This is a genomic window from Pinirhizobacter sp. (genome assembly GCF_036499745.1).
Taxonomy (GTDB): domain Bacteria; phylum Pseudomonadota; class Gammaproteobacteria; order Xanthomonadales; family Rhodanobacteraceae; genus Pinirhizobacter.
The window spans coordinates 1-22,846 of the sequence record NZ_DASYDG010000058.1 but is presented as its reverse complement, the minus strand read 5'-3'; the positions used below and the strand labels follow the sequence as shown (position 1 = coordinate 22,846).

The following is a 22,846-nucleotide window of genomic DNA, read 5'->3' as shown; positions in this document are numbered from 1 at the left end:
CCCGCTTTGCTACCCTCGGGTGTCCAAGGGAGAGGCACGCGCATGAACAACGAGCTGGGCATCCACACCATCGACACCGGTTTCTGCCGGGACATCTTCGATGCGGCCTACCTCGTCACCCACGGCGGCCGCGGTGCCTTCATCGATAGCGGCACCAACCATTCCCTGCCCCGCTTCATCGACGCCCTCGACCGAGCGGGGCTCACCGTCGGCGATATCGACTGGCTGATCCTCACCCACGTGCACCTGGACCACGCCGGCGGCGCCGGCAAGCTGCTGGCGCAGTTGCCCAACGCGAAGCTGCTGGTGCACCCGCGCGGCGCGCGGCACATGATCGATCCTTCGGTGCTTGTCGCCGGTGCGACGGCCGTCTACGGCGCGGATGAGATGGAGAGCAGCTACGGCACACTTGTGCCCGTGCCGGAAGAACGCGTGGTGGAAGCCACGGACAAGTTTGAAGTGGATGTCGGCGGCCGCAAGCTCGTTGCGGTGGAAACACCCGGGCATGCCAAACACCACATCGCCATCTGGGACGAGATGACCCGTTCGTTCTTCACCGGCGACGTGTTCGGGCTTTCCTATCGCGAATTCGATTCGGCCAAGGGCCCGTTCATCCTGCCCACGACCTCGCCAGTGCAGTTCGAGCCCGATGAATTGCATGCCTCGATCGACCGCCTGCTTTCCTACCAGCCGCAGGCGATGTACCTCACTCACTATGATCGCGTGGAAGATGTCGAGCGCCTTGCCGAAGACCTCCACGAGCAGATCGACCAGATGACGCAGATCGCCCTGGACCGCAACGGCCGCCCCGACCGCCACGCCGCCATCGTGCATGCGTTGGGTGAGCTGTACACGGCACGCTCGCGCAAACACGGCGCACCACTGGACGCTACCCAGGTGCGCAAGCTATTGGCCAACGACATCGAGCTCAATGCGCAGGGGCTGGAAGTGTGGCTCGATCGCAGCGCGAAGTAGATTCCACGCAACCCGCGTACGGGATCTGCGTTCCACTCTGACCCCCAACACGCTTCGACGGAAGTTTGAGCATGCTTCCATCGAAATTGGCGTCGAACTTTCCGACCATTCCGATGGAACCGCGCGCCTGCTTCGTGGAACATATGTGTGTTGCCAATACATCGGCAACCGGGTTTAAGACCCCGTCGCTTGTACAAAAAGATCGGGTACCGCAGGTACGCTTGCGGTACCCGAGATTTGCCGCGAAATTCTGGCGGGCGGTCAGGCGGACGTAAGTCCGACCGTTTGTACGAGCGCGGGTCTTAACCTGGCTCGCCCGCCACCTTCCCCATGATCCACGGGTGGCACCTCCCTCCTGGCGCGCCAATGCCGGGCGGATGAACGCAGCGGATGTGTGGAAGCATCTCGACCGCTACCACGTGACACCCCACGGATCGGTCGCGCGGAAGTAGAAAGGCTGCCTCGTTCATCCGCCTGGATCCGCCTCTGTGGGGCAGCACTACGCCAGCCGCGTACCGTTGGGCACGGGCCGCTCGATGGCTGTCAGCACCACGCCTTCGTCGGTGGGAAATCCGGTGAGCAGGAACTGCGAGCGGAACGGGCCGATCTGTTTCTCGGGGAAGTTCACCACACCCACCACCTGGCGGCCGATGAGTTCTTCAGGCGTGTAAAGCGAGGCGATCTGCGCGCTGGTCTTGCGCTCGCCGTAAGGGCCGAAATCGACCCACACTTTCAACGCCGGTTTCCTCGCCTCGGGAAAAGGCTCCGCGCGCACCACGGTGCCGGCGACGATGGCGACCTTCTCGAAGTCGCCCCAGGTTATTTCTTCCATCATCCCTCCATGCGTCGCTTGAGCCAGTCGCGCGACTGTTCATACCAATAGGTTGCCTGCGCGCCGGCATAGCCCATCGGGCGCCATGCGCGCTCCAGTCCAAAGGCGGCGTGATCGTCCACCACCCGTTCGCCATCGACGATCGCCTGCGCCAATCGTTCGCCCGCCGCACACGTGGGCGCCAGGCCGTGGCCGCCGAAGGCCTGCGCATACCACAGCCCGTCTTCCTGCCTGCCTACCTGCGGCATCTGGTGGCGGGCGTAGCTCATCAGGCCCGACCAGGCGTAGTCGATGCGTGCGTCGGCCAGTTGTGGGTACACATGCAGCATGTCCCGTCGCAGCAGCTTCTTTACGGCCGACGGCGAGCGGTCGCGCACTGAGATGCGGCCACCCCACAACAGGCGGGTGTCGTTGAGCGCCCGGTAGTAATCGAAGGCGAAGCGCGTGTCGTAGATGGCCGCACGGGTGCGGATGCAGTCACCCAGACGATCGCCCAGGGGCTCGGTCACCATCACGTAGGTGGCGATGGGAAGAATCGCGCGGTCAATGCTGCGGCGCAGCCCGGCCAGGTAACCGCCGCAGGCAAGCACCACGTGCTCGGCGTGCAGTTCACCTTCCGGCGTACGGACGATCCAGCCGGCGCCATGGCGCTTGATCGAGCGCACGCGGCTGTCTTCGTGCATTCGCACGCCACGGGCGGCGGCAGCATCGGCAAGGCCGCGCGCGTAGGCCAGTGGATTGAGGTGAAGCGCATTGGCCTCGTACAGGCCGTCGTGGTAACGGCGTGTACGCAACCATTCGGAAAGGTCGGCTGCGGGCAGCCATTGCCACTGCGCATCGAACGTGGATTCAAGCAGGCGTTGACGGCGGCGAAGCACTTCCGGGTCACGGAACCAGTTCGCCCAGACCACACCCTTGTCAACCACGTCGCAATCGATATCGTAATGACTGATGCGCTGGCGGATCAGATTCACCGCATCCACGGTGCGGGCATAGAGCCTTGCCGCCTGCTCTGCCCCGACGCGCCCGATCAGTGACTCCTCGCCGAGGGAATACCCGGCGAAGACGAAGCCGCCATTGCGGCCCGACGCACCAAAACCGATGTGCTGGCTCTCGAGCAGGGCCACGTCCGCAACGCCACGCTCGGCCAGCCCGAGTGCGGTATTCAGTCCGGCAAAGCCACCACCCACGATGGCCACGCGCACGTCGGCCCGCCCACGCAAGGGTGCCCGTGGCGGCACGTCGCCGGCGGCAACGCGGTAATAGGATGGTGACGGCGCAGGCATTACCGCTGAGCATGTGGCAACGCTTCGACCGATTCAACATGCCAGGCAGATGGCGATGAAAGAGGACGCGGAACGAAGCACGGACTTTTCCCGGCGACAGCAAATACTTACGCCAGCACGGCGCGATATGATCCGGCCAGGTCGACCATCCAGGAGGGATGCACCATGCGCCAAGTTGCCCTTGCCATTGTCTTCGCAGGCCTCGCCATGACCGCCAACGCCGCCGAAACCGATGTCCACGTCGACAGCCCGATCGGGCCACTTGCAGGTTCCCTGGTGCAACCGGCCCATGGTCCGGCCAAGGCCGCTGTGGTTATCCTGCCAGGCTCAGGGCCGACCGATCGAAACGGCGACAACCCCATGGGCGTCAAAGGCGGGCCGTATCGCCAGTTGGCCGATGCCCTTGCCGACAAAGGCATCGCCAGCGTGCGCGTGGACAAGCGCGGCATGTTCGGCAGCCGCCACGAGGGATTCAATCCGAACAACACCACCATCGACGCCTACGCCGACGATGCGCACGCCTGGGCGTCGTACCTGGCCGCCACCACCAAACAACGCTGCGTATGGCTTCTAGGCCACAGCGAAGGCGTACTGGTGGCCGAGGCCGCCGCCCAGAAGCCCCAGGGCCTGTGCGGGCTCATCCTGGTATCGGGCGCGGGCAGGAAGGCCGCCGACATACTCATCGAACAACTCAAGGCCAATCCGAACAACGCGCCCTTCCTGCCCCAGGTGCTGCCTATCATCGAAGAGCTCAGGCAGGGCCGGCATGTCGAAGCGGCGAAGGTGCCCGCGCCCTTCCTTCCTCTCTTCAAGGAAGATCTTCAGTCCTACATCATCAACTGGTTCCAGAAGGATCCCGTTGCGCTACTCAAGGCCTACAAGGGGCCGGTGCTTGTCGTGCAGGGTGACAACGACCTGCAGATAAACATGACCGACGCCCATGCCCTGGCCGGTGCCCGACCCGGCGTGGAACTGAAGGTGATTCCCGGCATGAACCACGTGCTGCGCCATCCCGCCGAAGGCCACGCCGCAAACATCGCCAGCTACAGCGATCAGTCCATGGCGCTGGCGCCGGGGCTGGTGGATGGCATTGCCTCGTTCATCAACCAGGCCAGTCACTAGGCACCCGGTCGCATCCGGCGGTCGTACTGCTGCTTGCGAAGGATGACGGCATTGATGCGTTTGGCATCACGGTGCAGTGGATTGACCAGGATGTTCCACTCTTCCGGGACGATCACCGACGGTACGCGCAGGATGGCGCTGGCGCCGCTTTTTGCCCAGGCCTCGCCCAGGTCCAGCGAGGTGAGGCTGGCAGGTTCCGCATCCCAGCCGGCGGGCGGATCGGCCACCACGGCGGCATCGAACACCCTGGCTGGAATGTCCAGCGCGACGATATAGCGATTGAGCGGCAGGTTGCCTGAACCCAGGTGGGCCATGGTCTCAAGCACCGCCAGCGAGATCGTCGGCGAGGCGTAAACCATCGGCGTGCCCACACGGTTCCACCGGCCGCCCACGGCGGCGGCACCGGCGCCGGAAAGATCAGTAGCGGCGTAATCGCGCGTATGCGAAGCGATGCGGTAGGCGTCCGTCACGCATACACGCCAGCTTGCGCCTGGCGCAGCAACCGGGCCACTTCTTCCTGGCCGGCCGCGGTATCGAGGAGGTCTGCCGGTGTCCTGCCGCCGAGCGCAGGCACGGGTGCCTGGATCCAGCGGCCAAGCCATTCGGCGGCGTCGAAGCCCTCGGGGTTGCCGCTCTCCTCCACCATCGACTGCACCAGCCCCACCAGGCGCGCCACGCCCATCACGCGCTCGCTCTCCAGGCGGCCAAGGAGTTCATCGTGCTGGGTCTTGCGCTTCATGGTGGAATGCGGAAGGCCGAGATTGTCGAGCAGGATGGCTTGTGAAAGGCGCAGGGAAGCTGCGAGGTTGACGAATAACCGAGGTGAAAGGCCGTGCCTGACACTCTCGGCGCGCTCAAGGCTGCCGGCGCGCTCGATCACCATGAAGGCGCCGCTGTCCAGACCGAGCTGGCCATTCATCAGGCGGGCAAACATGGCCTGCTCGGCGCTGGCCGTGCGCGAGCCGGCGCGGCGCGTGGCGCGGAGGGGCGCGTCCGAGGCAGCGAGGCTGCCGCGCTTGCGGCGATTTTCGTTGGAGGACATGAATGGCTCCTTTGGGCTGTTATATTAGCCTAATTGGGCCTAACCGCGCAAACGGCACGGAACCGGGCCTCAAGCCCTATTGCGTCACCGCAACATCGAGTGGCCGGCTGTCGCTGCGCCCATGGTCATCCACCACGCGTACCAGGAAGTGCCCTACCCGGTCGGGCTGCCATAGGAGCGCATCGCCTGCCTTTGACCTGCCAAGGTAGGCATCGTCGACGAACCAGTACAAATCGCGGGCATCGGCATCGCTGGTGGCCGAGAAACTGATCTGCTCGCTGCCCAGGCGCGAGACACGCATGGTGTACGTGCTGCCACGCAGTGGCGAGGTGATCCGCGGTGGTGAGCCATCGGCCTGCCCCGCACCCTGGCACGCCGGCAAGGCCGGCGGCTGCCTGCGCGCAATTCCGGCCTGGGCGAATACACGCTGCAGGTCCGACGGCCAGTATTCGAATACCTCGGTGCGGATGTGGCGCGGATCATACGGCGGGCACGCCGGCTGGTTGGTGGTGGTGTCGAACACCACAGCGCGATGGATAGTGCTCACGCGGATCGGCGACTTGCCCGGGATGAACCAGGTGGTTCCCGTTTGCGGGCACCATGCGTTGGGCAGGTCGCCGCTGGCCAGGCAGATCGTCACTTTCGCAAGGTTGGCGGGATTGCGCCGGATGGGCTCGGCAAGCGAAGGGTTTTCCGCGCGCAACGCATCGGCGATCTGGAAGAACAACGGAGCGGCGGCATCCACGCCGACGAAGGCCGGGTTGCCCTGGCCATCGAAGTTGCCGATCCAGACGATAAGCACATACGGGCCGAAACTGCCGGCGGTCCAGGCATCTCGAAAACTCCACGATGTGCCTGTCTTCCAGTACACCGGCAACCGCGAGGGCTGCGCGGTCAGTGCATCATCCGGACGCGGGTTCTGGCGAAGGATGTCCATGACCATGAAGCTGGCTTCTTCACTGAGCATGCGCGTGCCCGGGGACTTCGGGTCCGTCGACACAGTACGCAGGGCCTTCAGCTCACCGCGGTTGGCGAGCATCGCGTAGAGGCCCGCCAACTCTTGCATCGTCACTTCACCGCCACCGAGTACCAGGGCCAGGCCGTAGTGCTGTTCGCTGGCCAAGCGGCTGATGCCGGCATCCTTCATGAACTGGTACAGCGTCGGGTTGTTCAACCGCGAGGCCACGTAAACCGCCGGGATGTTGCGGCTGCGGATCAACGCCTGTGTAGCTGTCACCGGCCCCAGGAACCGTCCGTCGAAGTTTTCAGGCGTGTAGGGGCCGAAAGCAGACGGCACGTCACGCAACACCGTCTGCGGGTGAAGCACACCCTGGTCGAAGCCAAGGCCATAAATGAAGGGCTTGAGCGTCGACCCGGGGGAACGCTTGGCCTGCGTGCCATTGACCTGCCCCTGGATCGACGAGTCAAAGTAGTTGGCCGAGCCCACCATGGCCTTGATGCCCATGTCGCGGGTGTCCACCAGCAAGGCCGCCGCATTGCGGATGCCGCGGTCGCCGCGATGGGCCACGTAGCTGTGTAGCTGGCGCTCCAGGCTGTGCTGCAGGCGCAAATCCAGCGTGGTCGTCACGCGCATGTCGGTGCCGCCCGTCATGCGTCGCGCGGCCAACACCTGTTCGACGAAGTGCGGGGCTTCGAACGGCAATTGCGAAAGCGGACGCAAGGCCAGTGGCAAGGCGAACAACGAACGTTGCGCGGCAGCTTCCGGATGCACCTTCACCCAGCGCTCGAACAGTCGGTTGCGCGAGACACTGAGCCAGCGATTGATCACCGCGTCGCCGCCATCGCCCGTCGCCTGGAGCCGCCGCGTGGGGTCCTGTGGGATCACGGCCAGCGCAAGCGCCTCGGGAAGATTCAGCGCCGATGGCGATTTGCCAAAATAAGCCAGGCTGGCCGCGCCCACGCCTTCCACGTTACGCCCATACGGTGCGTAGTTGAGGTAGGCCTCGAGGATGTCGTGCTTGGAGTAACGCAGCTCCAGCAGCATGGCAGCCCAAGCCTGGTGCAATTTGCCGCCGGGCGTACGCGTGTTGAGCCCGTACATCAGCCGGGCCAGCTGCATGGTGATGGTGGAACCACCCTGCGGGTTGCCGTGGCGAACGTAGGTAATCCATGCGCCGCGCGCCAGTCCCCAGGCGTTGACGCCGGGGTGCCAGCGAAACCAGCGGTCCTCGTGCAGCAGCACGCCATCGACCACCGATGGAGCAATGTCTTCCAGCGGCACCCACAGGCGATAACGCTGGTCACTGGCAAGCGTCAGGCGCAGCAGATGGCCATCATGGTCATAGACTGCCGTGGACGAGGGCAGCCATTGGCGAAGCGGCTCGTGCGGCCACAGCCGGAATCCCACCGGGATGGCGCACATCAGCAACAACGCCACCAGGGCGTTGTGCCATCGGGGAAGACGCAGGCGTTTCATCGTCCTTCAGTGCCAGGCATCCGTCACCGGACACCCGGCGTCACTCCTACTTGCTGCGCACGACATCAATGGTGGTTCCACCGGCCGAGCGTGCTTGCACCGTACGGTCGTATAGCGATTCACCATAAGCCGGCGGCACGATGTAGTGGCCGGCATTGGTGGCCTTGATGCGATAGACGAACTCGCGCACGTCCGGGGTGGCCGTGCCGTAGATCACCACGCGATCCTCGCGGACGTCGGCGTACTCGGGCGTCCAGGTGGAACTGGCAAGGCCGATGGGCGCGCGCCAGGCGGCCGGTGCCGGAGTGGCATCGGCATTGGCGCCGCTGTCGTCCGACGAGGCATCCGCCGACGGCGCGGCATCGGCCGGCGGCGGTTCGATCACCGGCTCAAAGCCACCGGGCAGCAGGTCGACGATGGCAAGATTGCCCACCCCATCCTTGCCGGTGGCGCGGATGCGCACGTGCACGTCCACTTCCTGGCCGATGATGACTTTATCCAGCGTCTTGCCACTGGTGTCGGTGTATTCGCGCACCACCTCAATGCCGTCCTTGATCGGAGCGCCGGGCGCCGCACGGTCGAAGCCCGTCTGGCTGGCCGCGTACCACGCGGTACTGTCGTTATCGTTGACCAGGCGAAGACGTGGCGACGCCGCCGACCACGAGCCCTGCAGCACGCTGCCGCTTGCACTGCCGATCGACTTCACCGCACCGTTGGCGGCCACTTCATCGATGGTAAGTTTCGACAGGTCGCCCGCCGCGTTGGTGGCCCAGGCGTCGAGCGCCAGGATGGTCATGGCGGACGACAGCGTGTTGTAGTGACCCTTGCCGATCGGGCGCACGAGGTTTTCCACCGCCTGTGGCGGCAGCGCCTTCGCGCGGTCCGGGAAGTGCTTGGCCAGGATGTACAGCACCGTGGCGTCGCGGATCACAGGATCGTAGTAGTAGTCGTAACTGTAGGGTTCATCCGCCGGTGTGCGTGTAAGCAGCTTCAGCGGGCCAGCGATCAATTGCGCGGCCTGCTTGTCCTGATGTAGCTGCTGGTAGCTTGCCGCCAGCCATGCTGCGGTTACATCGGACTTCCACTGCGGCGCGTACGCTTCTTCCAGGCGCCGCTGCACGGACGCCAGGTAGTTGGTGGTCACCGTACCCTGGCGCGTCAGCAGGTAAATGGCATAGGCGCGCTGGCGGAGCGACGCCAGTGAATCCTCGCCCTCGGCAGCGGCAATCTGGCGCAAGGCCCCGTTACCGGCGTCGAGCATGTCCTGCGGTACAGCCACCCCGCGGTCGCGCGCCTCGAGCAAGTAGTGCACGGCGTAGTCTGTGATGAACCCGTTGGTATCGGGTGTTGCCGCCCACAGGCCGAATCCACCCTGCCCGTTCTGGCGCGCGTGCAGCGTATCGAACAATGCCGCGACCGGATCGGTTGCGGACGGTTTGCCATCGGCGCCCCGCGCCCGCGTGACCTTGCCGAACTCAGGCCGTTTGCCAAGGATCAGCGCCGGCATCGCGCTGGAGATCACCTGCTCGGTGCAGTAGTGCTGGAAATCAACCAGGTAGGCTGCCAGGCCCTGGGCCAGCACCACCGGTACGGTGGACATCGATACCTGGCGTTGGGCGAAAGCGTCGTACATCTGGCGCAGGCCCGGCAGATCCAGGCGAGCATGCGCATCGACCCGGCCGATATCCACCTGTGTGCGCATGGGCGACGCCGGCCGCACCGAGGCATCCACGCTTTGCTTTGCGCTCTTGTCACCGTAGCTGGCGGTGAAGGTGAAATTCCCCGAGCCGAGGAGATCCGTGGCCTTCACCCGGAACAGCGCCACACCTTCGCGCATCTCACCCAGGGAGAGCGCCTGGCTGGCCGCGCCCACGACCTGCAGCTGCGGGCCGGTCTTCAGCGATACGGTCACCGGCACGTCCTTGCCGGCCAGACCCGTAAGGTTGTTGGCCACGCCCACGCTTACCTCCACTTCGTCGCCCGGGGCGATGGTAGTGGGCACGTTCGGCGACAGCACGAAGTCACCACGTACGGTGGTGGAGCCTTCAAACGTGCCAATGCGGTCAGGCGCAACGCTCACGGCCATGACCCGCAACTTGCCGTTGAAGTAATCGGGTACCTGGTAGGTGAAGTCGCGGCTGCCGTCGACGTCGACAATGCCCGACCAGTAGGCCACGGGTTTATCGCGCTTGCGCTTGAACGGATTCAATTGACGTCCGATGCCACCGTCGGCGTCACCGCCCGGCGCTGCCATCGACATCACTTTCTCGAAATCCGGGATGATCAGGTCCAGTATCTGCGAGGTTCCCACTTCCAGCATGCGTTTGGAGAAGAAGAAGGTGAGCGGGTCGCCCAGCTTGTAGCGGGCCACCTGCAGGATGCCTTCATCCACGGCGAAGACCACGGCCTTGGTGGGTTTGGCAGAGGTCAGGTGGAAGGTCACCGTCTGGCCCGGTTTCACCAGCGCCGGCGCTTCAACGGCGATACCATTGCGGCGGGCATCGAGGTTCACCGAGAACGGCACCACGCCGAAGCTCAGGGGGCTCATGAAGATTTCATCCGAGGAAGGATCCCGGATGTACTGCACATTGACGTAGCCGTTGCCTTCGAAGTCCGCCGGCACCGTGATGTGCTGCACGGAGCTGGTGGTATCGGCGTGGAACCAGGCGTGCGCGTATACCTTGTCGCGCTCGATGGTGATCAGGCCGCTGCCGGCGTATGGCGCGCGGATGGCGATATCCACCGCCTCGCCCGGGGCGTAGTCCTTCTTCGAAAGGGTGAGCTGAAGCTCCGCATTGCGCTCGAGCGAGCGCGACACGTTGGCGTCACCTGCCACCGAGTACTCCACGCGATTCAATTCCTTGCCCTGGGCATTGCGCACCACCAGGGCAAAATTGCCCGGCTTGTCGGTGGGTAGCGTGACATCCATGCCGGTGGCGGGAATGGTCAGTGCCTCTTCGCTTACCGTCGATTCGCGCTTCTTCGATTCGTACTTGAAGACGCCAGAATCCTGCTTGGTCAGCACGGACACATAGCGTGTCTCGACAATGGCTTTCTTCAGGCCCTGGACCTGGGTCTTTTTGGCCGACGGGTCGATCGCCACCAGGTTGACACTGCGTACGGCGTCGCGGGTGACGTATTCGAGGTTGTCCACGGCCTTGTAACCGATGAGGTAATCATTGGACGACACCATGCTTTGGGCGGCAGCGGCCACACTGCGACCGCCCTCGGCCTCGTAGGCCTTGGCCAGGAAGTACAGCTGGTAGGTGGCGTCGGCGTACTTGGTGAGGTCCAGCACGAACTCCGCATGGCCCTTGTCGTCGGTCTTGCCGTCCTGCAGGGATTCTTCGTAGCCCTCCTTGGCCCGGCGGATGTCATAGAAGTGGTAGTCCGGGTACGAGTGGAACTGCGGGAAGGCCGGGCGCAGGGTGAGCGTGGCTTCCACGCGGCGGTCGGCCGCCGGCGTACCAAACAGGTTTTCAACGTCCACCACGGCCTTGAGCTGCGCGGGCTTGACCCAGCCTTCGGCGACCACCTGCGAAAGTTTCGCGGCCACCTTCATGCGATCAGGCTGGAATTCCTTCACCTGTACGCTGCCGCTGCCGATCTGCGCCCCGGGCTTGCCGTCCTTGGCGATGTAAAGGTTCACCGTCCAGTTGCCGGTGGGCGCGGTCTCGGCCGGGGTGTAGCTCATTTCGGCGAAACCGGCCTCGTTCATGGCCACCGGTTCCTGGCGCACGCTGGTGCCGCGCGGGTCCACCACCTCGGCAAGCAGCGGGATACCCGCAACGCTGCGTGTCCAGGTAGCGGCGCGGACGATCAGGCCCATATGGAAGGTGTCGCCCGGGCGGTAAATACCCCGGTCGGAGAAAAGATAGGCGGTGAGCTGGCCCTGGCTGCGGGCATTGGGTTCGCCGCCGATGTCGAAGCGGGAATAATCGAGCTTGCGGTCATAGGCGCCGATCGGCAGGAAGGACAGGTCCTCACCCGAACGCACCACATACATGGTCGGCTTCTTCTCGCGATCGAAACCCTTGAGGCTGGCAAAGTGCACCATGCCATCAGCGGCGGTGGTACCGGTGAAGAGTTCCTGGCCGTTCTCGGCAACCACCGATACTTTGGCGCCAGGCACCGGCGAACCGGTACGAATGGACTGCACGAATACGTCCTGGCTGCCGTCGAGCGACTGCTTGGCCAGCACACCGAGGTCGGTGATCACCACCAGGCGCTCATCGACGATCGAATTCACGTCGGCTGTGCTGTCACTACTGGCGTCGCCCTCGCCTTCTCCTTCGGCGTCACTTTCGTTGTCGGCGCCATCGCCATTCGCGCTGTCCGCACTGTCATCGCCCGCGGTGCGATCACCCACGGCGCCGTTGGCCGCCTCCTCTTCCGCCTTGGCCTTGGCGGCCTCGGCCTTCTTCTCGGCCTTCTCGTCGTAGCCGGTAAGCTTGAGCAGGAACACGCCCTTCTTACCCGAGGCCAGGTACTTGCCCAGGTCCACGCCCTCGTAGTGGGCCTTGCCCGGGTCGCCTGCGGGGAAGGAGGTCTTCTGCTCGAAGCGGTCGACGATGTGGTCGGAGGTCAGGCCGTACATCTGCGGCTTGGCGTAGGTGCCGCCATTGAGGCTCACCAGGTGCTGCAGCTGGTCCGGCTGTACGCGGCCGATTTCCAGCTTCATGCCTGGCATGTTGCGCGATACCACCGACACCCGCTTTGCGCCGGACATCGACAGCAGCGCGCCATCGGCCATGAAACGCAGCAGGCGCGGGTACTCGGGCACGGTGACCACCTGGGCCACGGGCTGGCCCAGTACATAGCCGCCGAAGGAGGTCAGGCCGTTCTCCACACGCACGTAGATGCGCTGGCCGGGTTCTGCCTTGAAGCGGAAGCTTTGCAGTTCCGCGTAGTCGTTCTCGGTGGGGATGACATCGAGCTTCACCGCGTTGCTGCCCTTGAGCAGCTTCTGGTCGACCTGATCGATCGACCAGTCATCCGGCGGTGCGTCTTCGTCGTGCTGGCTACCCGGCTGGTACTTCGGCAGAACCCAGGCGCGGACGCGGCGGGCCAGGTCCGTGTCGCTGACAGCGCCACCGACTGTGACCACCATCACCTGCTCAGGCTCGAAGCGCTCGTTGTCCACCAGGCTGGCGGAGATGTCCAGCACCTTGAGGCTGTACAGGCCCGGTACCTTCACATCGGTGGTCAGCGCCTTGTCGGTGCCATCGCCGCCACGAACGCTGCGCGTGCCTTTGTCCAGCACCAGGCGCACCGCGCTGTCGTCGCGCGGCAGATCCAGCGGTTGAGAATGCACATAGGCATTGAGCTTGCGCTCGTCGTAAGTGACGGTGAACTTCAGGTCGCCGTCCTTGCCACCTTTGGCATCCAGGCGCTGCAACGCCACGTGCTTTTCGAACTGGGCCGGGTCCACCGGGTAATTGAAGGCCACCTGCACGATGGTCTTCTTCATGGTCGGAGTCTGCGGGTCCTGGTAGAACTCGCCGCTGGCGATGCGCGCGGTGAAGGGCGCTGTATCGAAGGCGAAGTGGTCGTCTGCCAGTACGATCTGCGGCGCGAACAGCTTGACCTTGTCGAAGGACACCTCAACGTGTTTACCCACCGGCCAGTCCTCGGCGGGTACGAAGCGCAGGGCACGGTCGTTATCCCAGGTCCAGGTACCGGCAAGCTTCGGCGACATGGCGATGCCGTCGGTCACCGGCTTGTGCAGGGCTTCTATCTTCGGCGCCGAACCTGAAAAGCGCACAACCAGCGGATGGATGGTGATCGGGGTTTCGTCGTAGGCGGTAACGGCGGGCGCTGCCACCTGGAAGGTGACGCGATTGGGCTCCACGGCCTTGGGCCGGTGTTGCCACCAGTGCCAGCCAAACCAGCCGCCCACCAGCACCACCAGGACGGCAGCGATGGTGCCTGCGAACTTAAGCGGATGGCTGCGCGCCGCATTGCCGGTGGCCGGAACCCAGGCCGGCGCGGACCAGCTCATCTGGCCGAAGATCGGCCGCAGGATGAGCGCCAGCAACCAGGCCAGGCCGCGCGCGAGGCGCAGTGGAAGGGAGGCGAGAAAGCGCAGCAGATCCATGATCGGTCCTGATCGATACCATGACGTCATTCGCGGCGCCGCCGCGTCCCCACGGGTACGCACCCGTCCACCGCGGGCTCTGGCCCACGGCGGTTTGATGCACTACCCGATTCCCCGACGATCCTAGCCGAAAATCATGGCGGGACCGGGGCGGTATTCTGGCATAAAGGACGCAGGTGTTGGATGGCCTGGTCAGTCGTTGTGCGCCAGGTCGCAAACGCTTCCGTAATAGTCTTTCATCGCCAGAAAGGGCGGACTATCCCCATCCAGCGTTGACAGATCTTCATTCCGACAACTGAAGAAAGCCAGCGAGGGACAATCGGTGAATTGAACGTCGCCCGGCGGAGTGCTTCCGACACCCACGCCGGCTTCGACCAGACGTTCGCCAAGGGCAAGCATGTAGGCTCCGGCCATTCGAAGATCGGTGTGCCTGTGCACATACAAAGTGATTCTCGCCCCGGCATCCGCACGATTGCCTGTATCCATCCCGACTGGATTGAGAACCTTAAAATCGTCAAATGGACACCGATCCCGTGTTAGCAAAAAGCTGATACGTTCATAGGCCTTTTTCATATCTCCGGGGGCCACGCTCAGGTGGATTTCTTTGCTGCTGCGCTGCCGTAGCTTCGATGCACTGGGCGAACATACGTGGCGAATGCGACGCCACAGACGATTTGTGCCGCTCCCAGGATGATTCCGTCGCGCGACGAATGCTGACGCTCCTATCCCTGGCTCATGCAGATAACGGATCTTGTGCGTGTCGGTCTTGAAGGATGCACGTTCGTCATTGCGGACGTCGAAGAGACGCTTGAGCGGAAGGTCCTCGGGTGGTTTCCAGGTATCTCGCACAACGGACGTGCCGAGTAAATTCAACAAAGACGAGACAAGTGGCGGCATGGACGTATAACAGCCTGAGCAAGCGAGCCAGAATTCGACTTGGCCGCTAGCCTGGCCCCGCCGACGGTTCCATGGATAGTGACAGCGGCCTTTGCCGCACGCTTGCACCTTTCATCCCTGCCCAGCGCTGCAAGATATCCCCCGTCATTAACTATCGGGCGCCCACCATCGACAACGCCACGGCTTCCGCGACGCGAATGCCATCCATGGCCGCCGACATGATGCCGCCGGCGTAGCCAGCACCTTCGCCCGCCGGGTACAGGCCCGGGGTATTGATGCTTTGCAGGGAGTCGTCGTGGCGACGGATACGGATCGGCGACGAGGTGCGCGTTTCCACGCCGGTGAGTACTGCATCGTGCATGGCAAAACCCTTGATCTGGCGATCGAAGGCCGGGATTGCCTCCCGCATGGCGGTGATGGCGTAGTCAGGCAGCGCCGTGGCAAGGTCACACAGTTGGACGCCTGGCTTGTATGAGGGCTCAACCGATCCAAGCGAGGTGGACGCCTTGCCGGCCAGGAAATCGCCAACCAACTGACCCGGTGCATCGTAGTTACCACCGCCCAGCTCGAAAGCGCGCGACTCCCAGACGCGCTGGAAATCCACGCCAGCCAGCGGGCCGCCGGGATAATCCTCCGGCGAAATTCCCACCACGATACCTGCATTGGCATTGCGCTCGTCGCGCGAATACTGGCTCATGCCATTGGTGACCACCCTGCCCGGCTCCGAGGTCGCCGCCACCACCGTGCCACCGGGACACATGCAGAAGCTGTAAACCGAACGGCCGTTAGCGGCGTGGTGGACGAGCTTGTAGTCGGCCGCGCCCAGTACATCATGCCCGGCGCTGGGGCCGAACCGCGCGCGGTCGATCAACGACTGCGGGTGCTCGATGCGGAAACCGATCGAGAACGCCTTGGCCTCGACGAAGATGCCGCGCTCGTGCAGCATGGCGAAAGTGTCGCGCGCGCTATGCCCGATCGCCAGCACGACATGGTCCGACGCGAGCTCTTCGCCTGATGCCAGCCGGACGCCTTGCATGCGGCCGTCCTGCAACAGGACATCGTCCACCCTGGCGCCGAAGTGGAACTCCCCGCCAAGGGAAATGATGGTCGCACGCATGCTTTCCATCATCTTTACCAGGCGGAAGGTGCCGATGTGCGGCTTGCTCACGTAAAGGATTTCTTCCGGCGCCTCGGCCCTGACGAACTCCACCAGTACCTTGCGGCCGTGGTGTTTCGGATCCTTTACCTGCGTCCACAGCTTGCCGTCGGAGAATGTACCGGCGCCACCCTCGCCGAACTGCACATTGGATTCCGGCGTGAGGGTGCGCCCGCGCCACAGGCCCCAGGTGTCTTTCGTACGCTCGCGCACGGCCTTGCCACGCTCGAGCACGATGGGCCTGAAGCCCATCTGGGCCAGGACAAGCGCGCACATCACGCCACATGGGCCCGTACCGACCACGATCGGGCGGCGCGCTTCCCCGTCGGCGGCGTGGGCGACGAATTTGTACGACGTATCCGGCGCCTTGTTGACGTGCTGGCCGGCGTGGCGGGCAAGCACGTCTTCTTCGTCGTCAACCTCGACATCCACCGTATAGACCAGCGTAATGGCGGACTTTTTGCGGGCGTCGTAACCACGGCGGTATACCGTCAATGCCCGGAACCGGGACGCATCGCGCCCAAGGCGCTGCCGGATAGCGCGCTCGAGCGCGCCATCGGGATGATCTAGCGGCAGCTGGATATCGGTGAAGCGGAGCATGGGCAAACCGTGGCGCTGAATGGCAGCATTCTACGTGATGCTTCGCCGACGGTTTGCCGACACTCTCACGACAAGTTCGACGAATCAGCCGTGACCGGCCGCTACTGCCTCATGCACGGCCGCGGCCAGCTTCGGATCCTTCAACGCAAAGTGGATGGTGGCCTTCACCAGCCCGACCTTGCTGCCGCAATCAAAGCGCGTGCCCTCGAAACGATGCGCCAGCACTTTGCCTTCGCCCTTGAGCAGCCGGTCGATGGCGTCGGTAAGCTGGATCTCGCCGCCGGCACCAGGCTTGGTCTCCTCGAGCAACTGGAAGATCTTCCCGGGCAGCACGTAGCGCCCAACCACGGCAAGATTCGACGGCGCATCGGCTGGCTTGGGCTTTTCCACCATGTGGTGGATGCGCGCGCTACGGCCCTTCGCTTCGTCCGTGGCGACGATGCCGTATTTGTCGGTGTCCTCGTGGGGCACTTCTTCCACCGCGATCACGCCGGCGTCCTCGTCGTGGGCGACCTTGGCCATCTGGCGCAGCGCGCCGGGGCCCTGGTTCCAGATCAGGTCGTCGGGGAGGATCACGCCGAAGGGCTCGTCGTTACCCACCACGGGCTTGGCCATCAGCACCGCGTGACCCAGGCCCAGGGCTTCAGGCTGGGTGACGAATACGCAACGCACATGTTTGGGAAGCACCGTCTGTACCAGCTGCAGGAGCTCGTCCTTGCGCTTCTCCGCAAGCTTCGCTTCCAACTCGTACGCCTTGTCGAAGTAGTCGGCAATGGCATGCTTGTAGCGGTTGGTAACAAAAATCAGGGTATCGGCGCCGGCATCCACCGCCTCGTCCACCGCATACTGGATCAGCGGACGATCGAGCACCGGAAGCATTTCCTTGGCCACCACCTTGGTGGCGGGCAGGAAGCGCGTGCCGAGCCCGGCAACGGGGAAAACAACTTTGCGCAGCGGTTTGGTCATGCTTGCTCTCCGTGATCGGTCGCGCGCAACGCTACGACGTTGTCCGTTAGCACGGCGTCGTTCCATCGGAAGGAAGGCAATAGCGCGGCAATCGACCGCTGCAGGGCCTCGTCGTCATAATCGGTGGCGGCATCGCGTGCGCGCGACAACTGGGCCTGCAGGAGTTCCCACGACACCTGGCGATGCTGGGCCAGGAAAATCTTCGCGTGCGCGGTACCGGTGTAATTCTCCAGGGGATGAAAAAGCTCCTCGAAGAGCTTCTCGCCCGGGCGCAACCCGGTGTACACGATGGGAATCTCGGTGCCCGGCTTCTTGCCGACCAGGCGGATCATCTGTTCGGCAAGGTCGCGGATCTTCACCGGGTCGCCCATGTCCAGGGCGAAGATTTCGCCGCCCTTGCCCAGGCTCGCCGCCTGCAGGATCAGCTGGCAAGCTTCGGGAATGGTCATGAAGTAACGGGAGATTTCCGGATGCGTGATGGTGACCGGGCCACCCTGCTGGATCTGCTGGCGGAAAAGCGGCACGACGGAGCCGGCCGAATCGAGCACGTTGCCGAAACGCACGGTGATGAAACGCGTATTCACCTGGGCGGAAAGGTTCTGGCACCAGATTTCGGCCAGGCGCTTGCAGGCCCCCATCACCGAGGTCGGGTTCACCGCCTTGTCGGTGGAGATCAGCACGAAGCAATCCACGCCGGCCGCCACCGATGCTTCCGAAACAATGCGCGTTCCCAGCACGTTGTTGCGGAAGGCTTCGCGCAGTTGTCCCTGCAGCATCGGTACGTGCTTGTAGGCTGCAGCATGGAAAGCCACGTGCGGGCGTACCCGTGCGAACACCCGGTTGATCGCCACCTCGTCGCGCACGTCGGCAAGGATGCCTTCGAAGAGCAGTTCCGGATAGGCGGCGGTGAGCTCCTGGCCAATGCGGTAAAGGTTGTACTCGGACTGGTCCACCACGGTGAGCGACTGCGCACCCAGGCGCGCGACCTGCCGGCAGAGTTCTGAGCCGATCGAGCCACCGCCACCGGTCACCAGTACGCGCCGGCCAGAGAGGCTTTCGCGAATGGCCGTCCAGTCCAGTTCCACCGTGTCGCGGCCGAGGAGGTCCTCGATCGCCACTTCCTTGATTTCGTTGAACTGCGCGCGACCGGCGACGACATCTTCAAGCCGCGGCACGGTGCGGAACGGCAACCCGGTTTCCTCGCACAGCGCCACCACATTGCGCATTTCAGAAGTGGTGGCGCCAGGCAAAGCGATCAGCAGCATCTGCACGGCGATCTCGCGGGCGAGTTCGGGCAGCTGGTCGATGCGGCCGAGCACCGGCATGCCGTTGATGCGGGCACCGCGAAGCGCCGGGTTATCGTCGACGAAGCCGATCACTGAATAACGGCTGTCGCGGCGCAGGTCACGGGCCAGCGCTTCGCCTGCGCGCCCGGCGCCCACCACCAGGACGCGCCGTGTGGGCATCGACTGGAAAAGATCGAGCCGGCTGTCCTTCCAGAAGCGATAGGTCAGCCGCGGCACGCCCAGCAGCACCGACAGCACCACCGGATAGACCAGCAGTACCGAACGGGGCACGCCTTCAAGGCGCCCGTAAAGGAACATGGCAAGGCCGATCGCCAGGGCGCCAAGGCACGCGGCACGCAGGATGTTCCACAGGTCCGGCAGGCTGGCGAATCGCCAGACGCCCTTGTAGAGGCCGGTCCAGGTGAAGATGGCGCCCTGCACCAGCAGCACCACGGGAAACTCCAGGGGAAGGTATTCCACCGCTGATTGTTGGGGCATCAGCGCGTAGCGCAGGGATTTGGCGATCCACCAGGCGAGCGCGGCCATGCCAAGGTCGTGGGTGACGACCGCCGAGCGCGGATGAATGATGCCGATGAGCTTGCGCAGGAACATGCGTACCGTGAGTTTTTGTGATCTGGAAATCATATAAGGCATACGTCACATATGTGCGACAGTGCTTCCTTTTGGTTCAGCCATGAGCCACGGAGCGCCATATGGCCCGCTTGCCCGCCACCCAGGCGACCATGGCAAGGCCATAACCAAGCACGCAGCATAGCGGGGCGAGGCCGGGCCAGACCATGGCGGCGGCGGCCAGCGGCGCCACCACCAGCAGGTTCCAGGCCAGGTAGTAGCCGCCGACACGGGCATGCCCGCGGCCCCGTCTGACCAGCCATTGATAGAGGTGTTCGCGGTGCGCACTGTACCAGCGCCGTCCCCCGCGCATGCGCGAAAGCAGGGTGAACGTGGCATCGGTGGCGACGCTGCTGGACAACAGCAAGGCTGCCCACAGCGCGGACGCATCGACCAGCCAGACCAGGGCCGTCAGCGCAAAGACAATGAAACCCACCGCCCCGCTGCCGACATCGCCCATGAAAATCCGCGCCGGCGATCGGTTGAACCACCAGAAACCCAGCGCTGATGTCGAAAACGCGCCGCCGGCTACGAGAAGCACCGGCGAACCGATGCCGGCACCGATGCAAGCCATACCCACACCCACGAAAATGCACTGCTGGGCCAGCAAACCATCGATGCCGTCGATAAAGTTGTGCAGGTTGATCGACCAGGTACCGGCGAGCACCAGCAACGGCCACCACCACCACGACAGGCCATGGCTGCACACCGCGGCGGCGAAGACGGCGCATGCGGCAAGCTGTACCAGCAACCTCGGCCGCACCGGCAAGTCGCCATGGTCGTCGAGCCAACCGATGGCGGCCACGCCAAGCGTCCCACCCAAAAGCGCCACCAGAAGCGGCCACGGCAGCGAACCGGGCAGCACCAGCAACATCGCCAGCACCCAGGCCACGATGATGCCCAATCCCCCGCCCCGCGCCGTGGGCACGGTATGCGAACGCCTCTGTCCGGGCTGGTCGAGCATGCCGCGCCGGTGCGCATAGGCGATGCATCCACGCACCACGACGAACGCGACGACGAGCGCCGCGAGCATCGTCCAGGCGATCATCGGCATGTCACGCTCACTCGTTGGCCACGCCATGGATCGGGCGCACCGTGCCCCAGCTCTTGCAACCCGGGCATTGCCAGTGGTGTGCCTTGGCGCCGAACCCGCAACGGCTGCACCGGTACATCGCCTGGCCTTCGATCAGCTTGCGGGTGAGGTCGCGCAAGATCAGGTAGTTCTCGCGCGCCTCGCCGGAAACCTTGTCCATGGTGGCGTCGATCAAGGCCATCAGGCCGCGCACCGAAGGCCGCTTGCGCAACTGGCCGGTAAGGAAATCGATCGCCGTGCGTTCGCCATCGCGCCCTTCGTAAAGGCGGGTTAGTGCCAGTACCGGCGAGATGCCATGGTAACGCTCCATAATCTGGCGCAGAAAGGATTCGGCCCGCTCCATCTGCTGCGAACGCGCGTAGCAGTTCAATAGCGGCGGCAAGATCTCCGGCACGAACGCAATATCCGCGTCCACGGCGTTTTCATAAGCGTCCACCGCACCGGCATAGTCGTCACTCTCGGCCAGCAGGCGTCCGGTAAGCATGTGCGCGCGCACGCAAGCGGTCTGGCAGCGGAAAGCCTCGGCAAGGTACTCGCTGGCCTCCACCCGTGCACCGTGCGAGCGAGACTGCTCAGCCAGCTCACAGTAGAACTGGGCGATCATCGGCGACTCATCCTCGCCCGTCATGGTTTCCAGGCGCCGGCCGTGATCGATTGCCTTATGCCATTCGCGCTCATGCTGGTAGATCGCCACCAGGTGCCTGAGCGCCGACGGCGCCAACGCGTCCATGGCCACCAGATCAGAGAACAGCGTTTCGGCGCGATCAAGCAGGCCTGCACGCATGTAATCCTCGCCCAGTTCGAGCAAGGCAACCGTCTTGGTTTCCTCGTTCAGGCCCGGACGCGACACCAGGTGCTGGTGCAGCCGGATGGCGCGATCCACCTCCCCGCGCTTGCGGAACAGGTTGCCCAAGGCCAGATGGGTCTCCACGGTATCGCGGTTGTACTCAGCCAGCCGCAGGAACACCTCAAGCGCCTTGTCCTGCTCTTCATTCAACAGGTAGTTCAGGCCCTTGAAGTAGTCACTGGAAAGTTCGTTGACGCGCGCACCCGATCGCCTCGCACTGGTGCGCCGCGCCAGGTACCAGCCACTATAGAAAGCTGCCGGTGGAACCAGCGCCAGGAGCCAGATGGCATTCATGCGTCGGCCGCGCGAGCCACCTTCGCTTGCCGGCGGCGCTGCCGGCGATCGCCCACGCGCGTGCCGAGCCAGGCGGTAAGCCCGCCAAGCACCCAGCCAGCCAGCAAGGCGACCAGCAACGCCGCACCCTTGGGCAGGCTCACGCGGGCGAAGCCAAGGTCGTAGGAAACGGCATCGGCGTTGAGGGCGCCGATCACAATGCCGGCGGCGAGGAAAAGCAGGAGGACGATCAGGGCGAGTATTCGCATCGGCGAACTTTAGCGCAAAACGACGCTCGCCTTCGGCATTGCCGCATAGGGAAGCTCGGGCGTGTCGCAGGAGCCGGGGGCTGTCCGCCTCGTCGCTCCGGTTACACCGGCGCTTGGGGGGAGAGGCCGCTGCGCGGCTTTGTCTTATGGCTGCGCCCCGGCGCGCCCGCGCTGCGGGCGGGGGTTTTCGAGGCGGCCTGCGGCCTTGGCGAAAACGGCCGGCGTATGCCGGCCCCCTGCGGGCCTGTTCCGCCCGCATCGCTCGGTTCCACAAGTCGCCGACGAGGCGGACAGCCCCCGGCTCTTGACACGCCCGAGGCGACACCAGGGAGAGCGCCTGCGCCCTCCCCTCGCGAACCTCACCGTGCGGCAGAGCCGGCGGGCCATGGCGCCTGCCGCTCCGTGCGGAGGCGAAGGGCTTCGGCCGGATCAGGCCCGCAGGGGGCCGGCCACGGATGGCCGGCCGTTTTCACTGAGCCAGGAGGGCGAATTGAAAACCCCCGGCCGAAGCCCGCCCCGATGGGGGCGCAGCCATAAAACAAAGCCGCGCAGCGGCCTCCGGCTCCCGAGGGTCGACGCAGCAGGAGCGGCTGGCGCCATGGCCCGCCGGCTCTCCCCGCCACGCCCGAGGTCGCCTCACAGGCAAAAAAAAGCCGCGCAGTGCGCGGCTTCGAAGGCTTCAGGCCTGGGCGTCGCCGACCAGGTTTACCCGTTCACGTAGTTCCTTGCCGGGTTTGAAATGCGGTACGTGTTTGCCGGGCAAGGCGACCGCTTCACCCGTCTTCGGGTTGCGGCCCATGCGCGGTGGGCGGAAATGAAGGGCGAAGCTGCCGAAGCCGCGGATTTCGATCCGCTCGCCCGATGACAGTGCCTGGCTCATCTGTTCGAGCACGCTCTTGACGGCCATCTCCACATCGCCGAAGGCAAGATGGGTCTGGCGCCGTGCAAGCGCCTCGATCAATTCGGATTTCGTCATGGTTCCCCAGGATTCCCTGACTTAAGCTGGGTGCAACGTTAGCAGGTCGCGGGACGGCCGGG

16 protein-coding genes are annotated in these 22,846 nt (G+C 64.4%); 2 read left to right on the top strand and 14 right to left on the bottom strand.

All coding sequences use genetic code 11. The annotated features are described in order from the left end of the window. Window positions 1–42 precede the first annotated feature (42 nt). Window positions 43–975: an MBL fold metallo-hydrolase gene (locus VGM61_RS18920; protein WP_331524483.1), complete on the top strand. Its 933-nt coding sequence runs from the start codon at window positions 43–45 to the stop codon at window positions 973–975. A gap of 499 nt (window positions 976–1,474) precedes the next feature. Here the strand turns inward: VGM61_RS18920 and VGM61_RS18915 are convergent, their stop codons facing one another. Both VGM61_RS18915 and VGM61_RS18910 read right to left on the bottom strand, forming a co-directional pair. Beyond that, window positions 1,475–1,807 (bottom strand): tRNA-binding protein, encoded by a 333-nt coding sequence (locus VGM61_RS18915; RefSeq protein ID WP_331524482.1) that lies wholly within the window; start codon window positions 1,805–1,807, stop codon window positions 1,475–1,477. Then, complete coding sequence (locus VGM61_RS18910) at window positions 1,807–3,093, bottom strand: FAD-binding oxidoreductase (protein ID WP_331524481.1); 1,287 nt, start codon at window positions 3,091–3,093, stop codon at window positions 1,807–1,809. Before VGM61_RS18910 ends, VGM61_RS18915 begins: the two co-directional genes overlap by 1 nt. Before the next feature lie 165 nt (window positions 3,094–3,258). Here VGM61_RS18910 and VGM61_RS18905 point away from each other — a divergent pair, with 165 nt between their 5' ends. After that, window positions 3,259–4,215, top strand: a complete 957-nt coding sequence (locus tag VGM61_RS18905; RefSeq protein ID WP_331524480.1) for an alpha/beta hydrolase — start codon at window positions 3,259–3,261, stop codon at window positions 4,213–4,215. On the opposite strand, the gene VGM61_RS18900 is transcribed toward VGM61_RS18905, so the two are convergent. From VGM61_RS18900 to VGM61_RS18845, 12 genes are all read right to left on the bottom strand, one after another. Beyond that, window positions 4,212–4,685 carry an RES family NAD+ phosphorylase gene (locus VGM61_RS18900; RefSeq protein ID WP_331524478.1) on the bottom strand — a complete coding sequence of 158 codons (474 nt, stop codon included), beginning with the start codon at window positions 4,683–4,685 and terminating at the stop codon, window positions 4,212–4,214. The genes VGM61_RS18905 and VGM61_RS18900 overlap by 4 nt on opposite strands. Further along, a complete protein-coding gene (locus tag VGM61_RS18895) occupies window positions 4,682–5,257 on the bottom strand; it encodes an antitoxin Xre/MbcA/ParS toxin-binding domain-containing protein (RefSeq protein ID WP_331524477.1) in 576 nt (191 codons plus the stop codon). The genes VGM61_RS18900 and VGM61_RS18895 overlap by 4 nt, the downstream gene beginning before the upstream one ends. A 76-nt stretch (window positions 5,258–5,333) precedes the next feature. Continuing rightward, the gene (gene pbpC, locus VGM61_RS18890) at window positions 5,334–7,694 is read right to left on the bottom strand and encodes a penicillin-binding protein 1C (RefSeq protein ID WP_331524476.1); all 2,361 of its coding nucleotides are present in this window, start codon (window positions 7,692–7,694) and stop codon (window positions 5,334–5,336) included. A gap of 46 nt (window positions 7,695–7,740) precedes the next feature. After that, on the bottom strand, window positions 7,741–13,791 hold the full coding sequence (locus VGM61_RS18885) for an alpha-2-macroglobulin (protein WP_331524475.1): 6,051 nt from the start codon (window positions 13,789–13,791) through the stop codon (window positions 7,741–7,743). A 192-nt stretch (window positions 13,792–13,983) separates the two neighbouring features. Beyond that, a complete protein-coding gene (locus VGM61_RS18880; protein WP_331524474.1) occupies window positions 13,984–14,688 on the bottom strand; it encodes a hypothetical protein in 705 nt (234 codons plus the stop codon). 151 nt (window positions 14,689–14,839) lie between these two features. Further along, window positions 14,840–16,444 (bottom strand): NAD(P)/FAD-dependent oxidoreductase, encoded by a 1,605-nt coding sequence (locus VGM61_RS18875; protein ID WP_331524473.1) that lies wholly within the window; start codon window positions 16,442–16,444, stop codon window positions 14,840–14,842. Between the two features lie 84 nt (window positions 16,445–16,528). Further along, a complete protein-coding gene (galU, locus tag VGM61_RS18870) occupies window positions 16,529–17,410 on the bottom strand; it encodes a UTP--glucose-1-phosphate uridylyltransferase GalU (protein WP_331524472.1) in 882 nt (293 codons plus the stop codon). Then, on the bottom strand, window positions 17,407–19,308 hold the full coding sequence (locus VGM61_RS18865; RefSeq protein WP_331524537.1) for a nucleoside-diphosphate sugar epimerase/dehydratase: 1,902 nt from the start codon (window positions 19,306–19,308) through the stop codon (window positions 17,407–17,409). Before VGM61_RS18865 ends, galU begins: the two co-directional genes overlap by 4 nt. 76 nt (window positions 19,309–19,384) lie before the next feature. Continuing rightward, window positions 19,385–20,380, bottom strand: a complete 996-nt coding sequence (locus VGM61_RS18860) for a glycosyltransferase family 4 protein (RefSeq protein WP_331524471.1) — start codon at window positions 20,378–20,380, stop codon at window positions 19,385–19,387. A 7-nt stretch (window positions 20,381–20,387) separates the two neighbouring features. Continuing rightward, window positions 20,388–21,560: a lipopolysaccharide assembly protein LapB gene (lapB, locus tag VGM61_RS18855; protein WP_331524470.1), complete on the bottom strand. Its 1,173-nt coding sequence runs from the start codon at window positions 21,558–21,560 to the stop codon at window positions 20,388–20,390. Next, on the bottom strand, window positions 21,557–21,808 hold the full coding sequence (locus VGM61_RS18850) for a lipopolysaccharide assembly protein LapA domain-containing protein (RefSeq protein WP_331524468.1): 252 nt from the start codon (window positions 21,806–21,808) through the stop codon (window positions 21,557–21,559). The genes lapB and VGM61_RS18850 overlap by 4 nt, the downstream gene beginning before the upstream one ends. Before the next feature lie 679 nt (window positions 21,809–22,487). Continuing rightward, window positions 22,488–22,784 carry an integration host factor subunit beta gene (locus VGM61_RS18845; RefSeq protein ID WP_331524467.1) on the bottom strand — a complete coding sequence of 99 codons (297 nt, stop codon included), beginning with the start codon at window positions 22,782–22,784 and terminating at the stop codon, window positions 22,488–22,490. Between the last annotated feature and the right edge of the window lie 62 nt (window positions 22,785–22,846).

Coding starts and splice junctions, on each gene's coding strand:
- VGM61_RS18920 (WP_331524483.1), top strand. CDS start 43: ATGAACAACGAGCTGGGCATCCACACCATCGACACCGGTTTCTGCCGG.
- VGM61_RS18915 (WP_331524482.1), bottom strand. CDS start 1,807: ATGGAAGAAATAACCTGGGGCGACTTCGAGAAGGTCGCCATCGTCGCC.
- VGM61_RS18910 (WP_331524481.1), bottom strand. CDS start 3,093: ATGCCTGCGCCGTCACCATCCTATTACCGCGTTGCCGCCGGCGACGTG.
- VGM61_RS18905 (WP_331524480.1), top strand. CDS start 3,259: ATGCGCCAAGTTGCCCTTGCCATTGTCTTCGCAGGCCTCGCCATGACC.
- VGM61_RS18895 (WP_331524477.1), bottom strand. CDS start 5,257: ATGTCCTCCAACGAAAATCGCCGCAAGCGCGGCAGCCTCGCTGCCTCG.
- pbpC (WP_331524476.1), bottom strand. CDS start 7,694: ATGAAACGCCTGCGTCTTCCCCGATGGCACAACGCCCTGGTGGCGTTG.
- VGM61_RS18885 (WP_331524475.1), bottom strand. CDS start 13,791: ATGGATCTGCTGCGCTTTCTCGCCTCCCTTCCACTGCGCCTCGCGCGC.
- VGM61_RS18880 (WP_331524474.1), bottom strand. CDS start 14,688: ATGCCGCCACTTGTCTCGTCTTTGTTGAATTTACTCGGCACGTCCGTT.
- VGM61_RS18875 (WP_331524473.1), bottom strand. CDS start 16,444: ATGCTCCGCTTCACCGATATCCAGCTGCCGCTAGATCATCCCGATGGC.
- galU (WP_331524472.1), bottom strand. CDS start 17,410: ATGACCAAACCGCTGCGCAAAGTTGTTTTCCCCGTTGCCGGGCTCGGC.
- VGM61_RS18865 (WP_331524537.1), bottom strand. CDS start 19,308: ATGTTCCTGCGCAAGCTCATCGGCATCATTCATCCGCGCTCGGCGGTC.
- VGM61_RS18860 (WP_331524471.1), bottom strand. CDS start 20,380: ATGCCGATGATCGCCTGGACGATGCTCGCGGCGCTCGTCGTCGCGTTC.
- lapB (WP_331524470.1), bottom strand. CDS start 21,560: ATGAATGCCATCTGGCTCCTGGCGCTGGTTCCACCGGCAGCTTTCTAT.
- VGM61_RS18850 (WP_331524468.1), bottom strand. CDS start 21,808: ATGCGAATACTCGCCCTGATCGTCCTCCTGCTTTTCCTCGCCGCCGGC.
- VGM61_RS18845 (WP_331524467.1), bottom strand. CDS start 22,784: ATGACGAAATCCGAATTGATCGAGGCGCTTGCACGGCGCCAGACCCAT.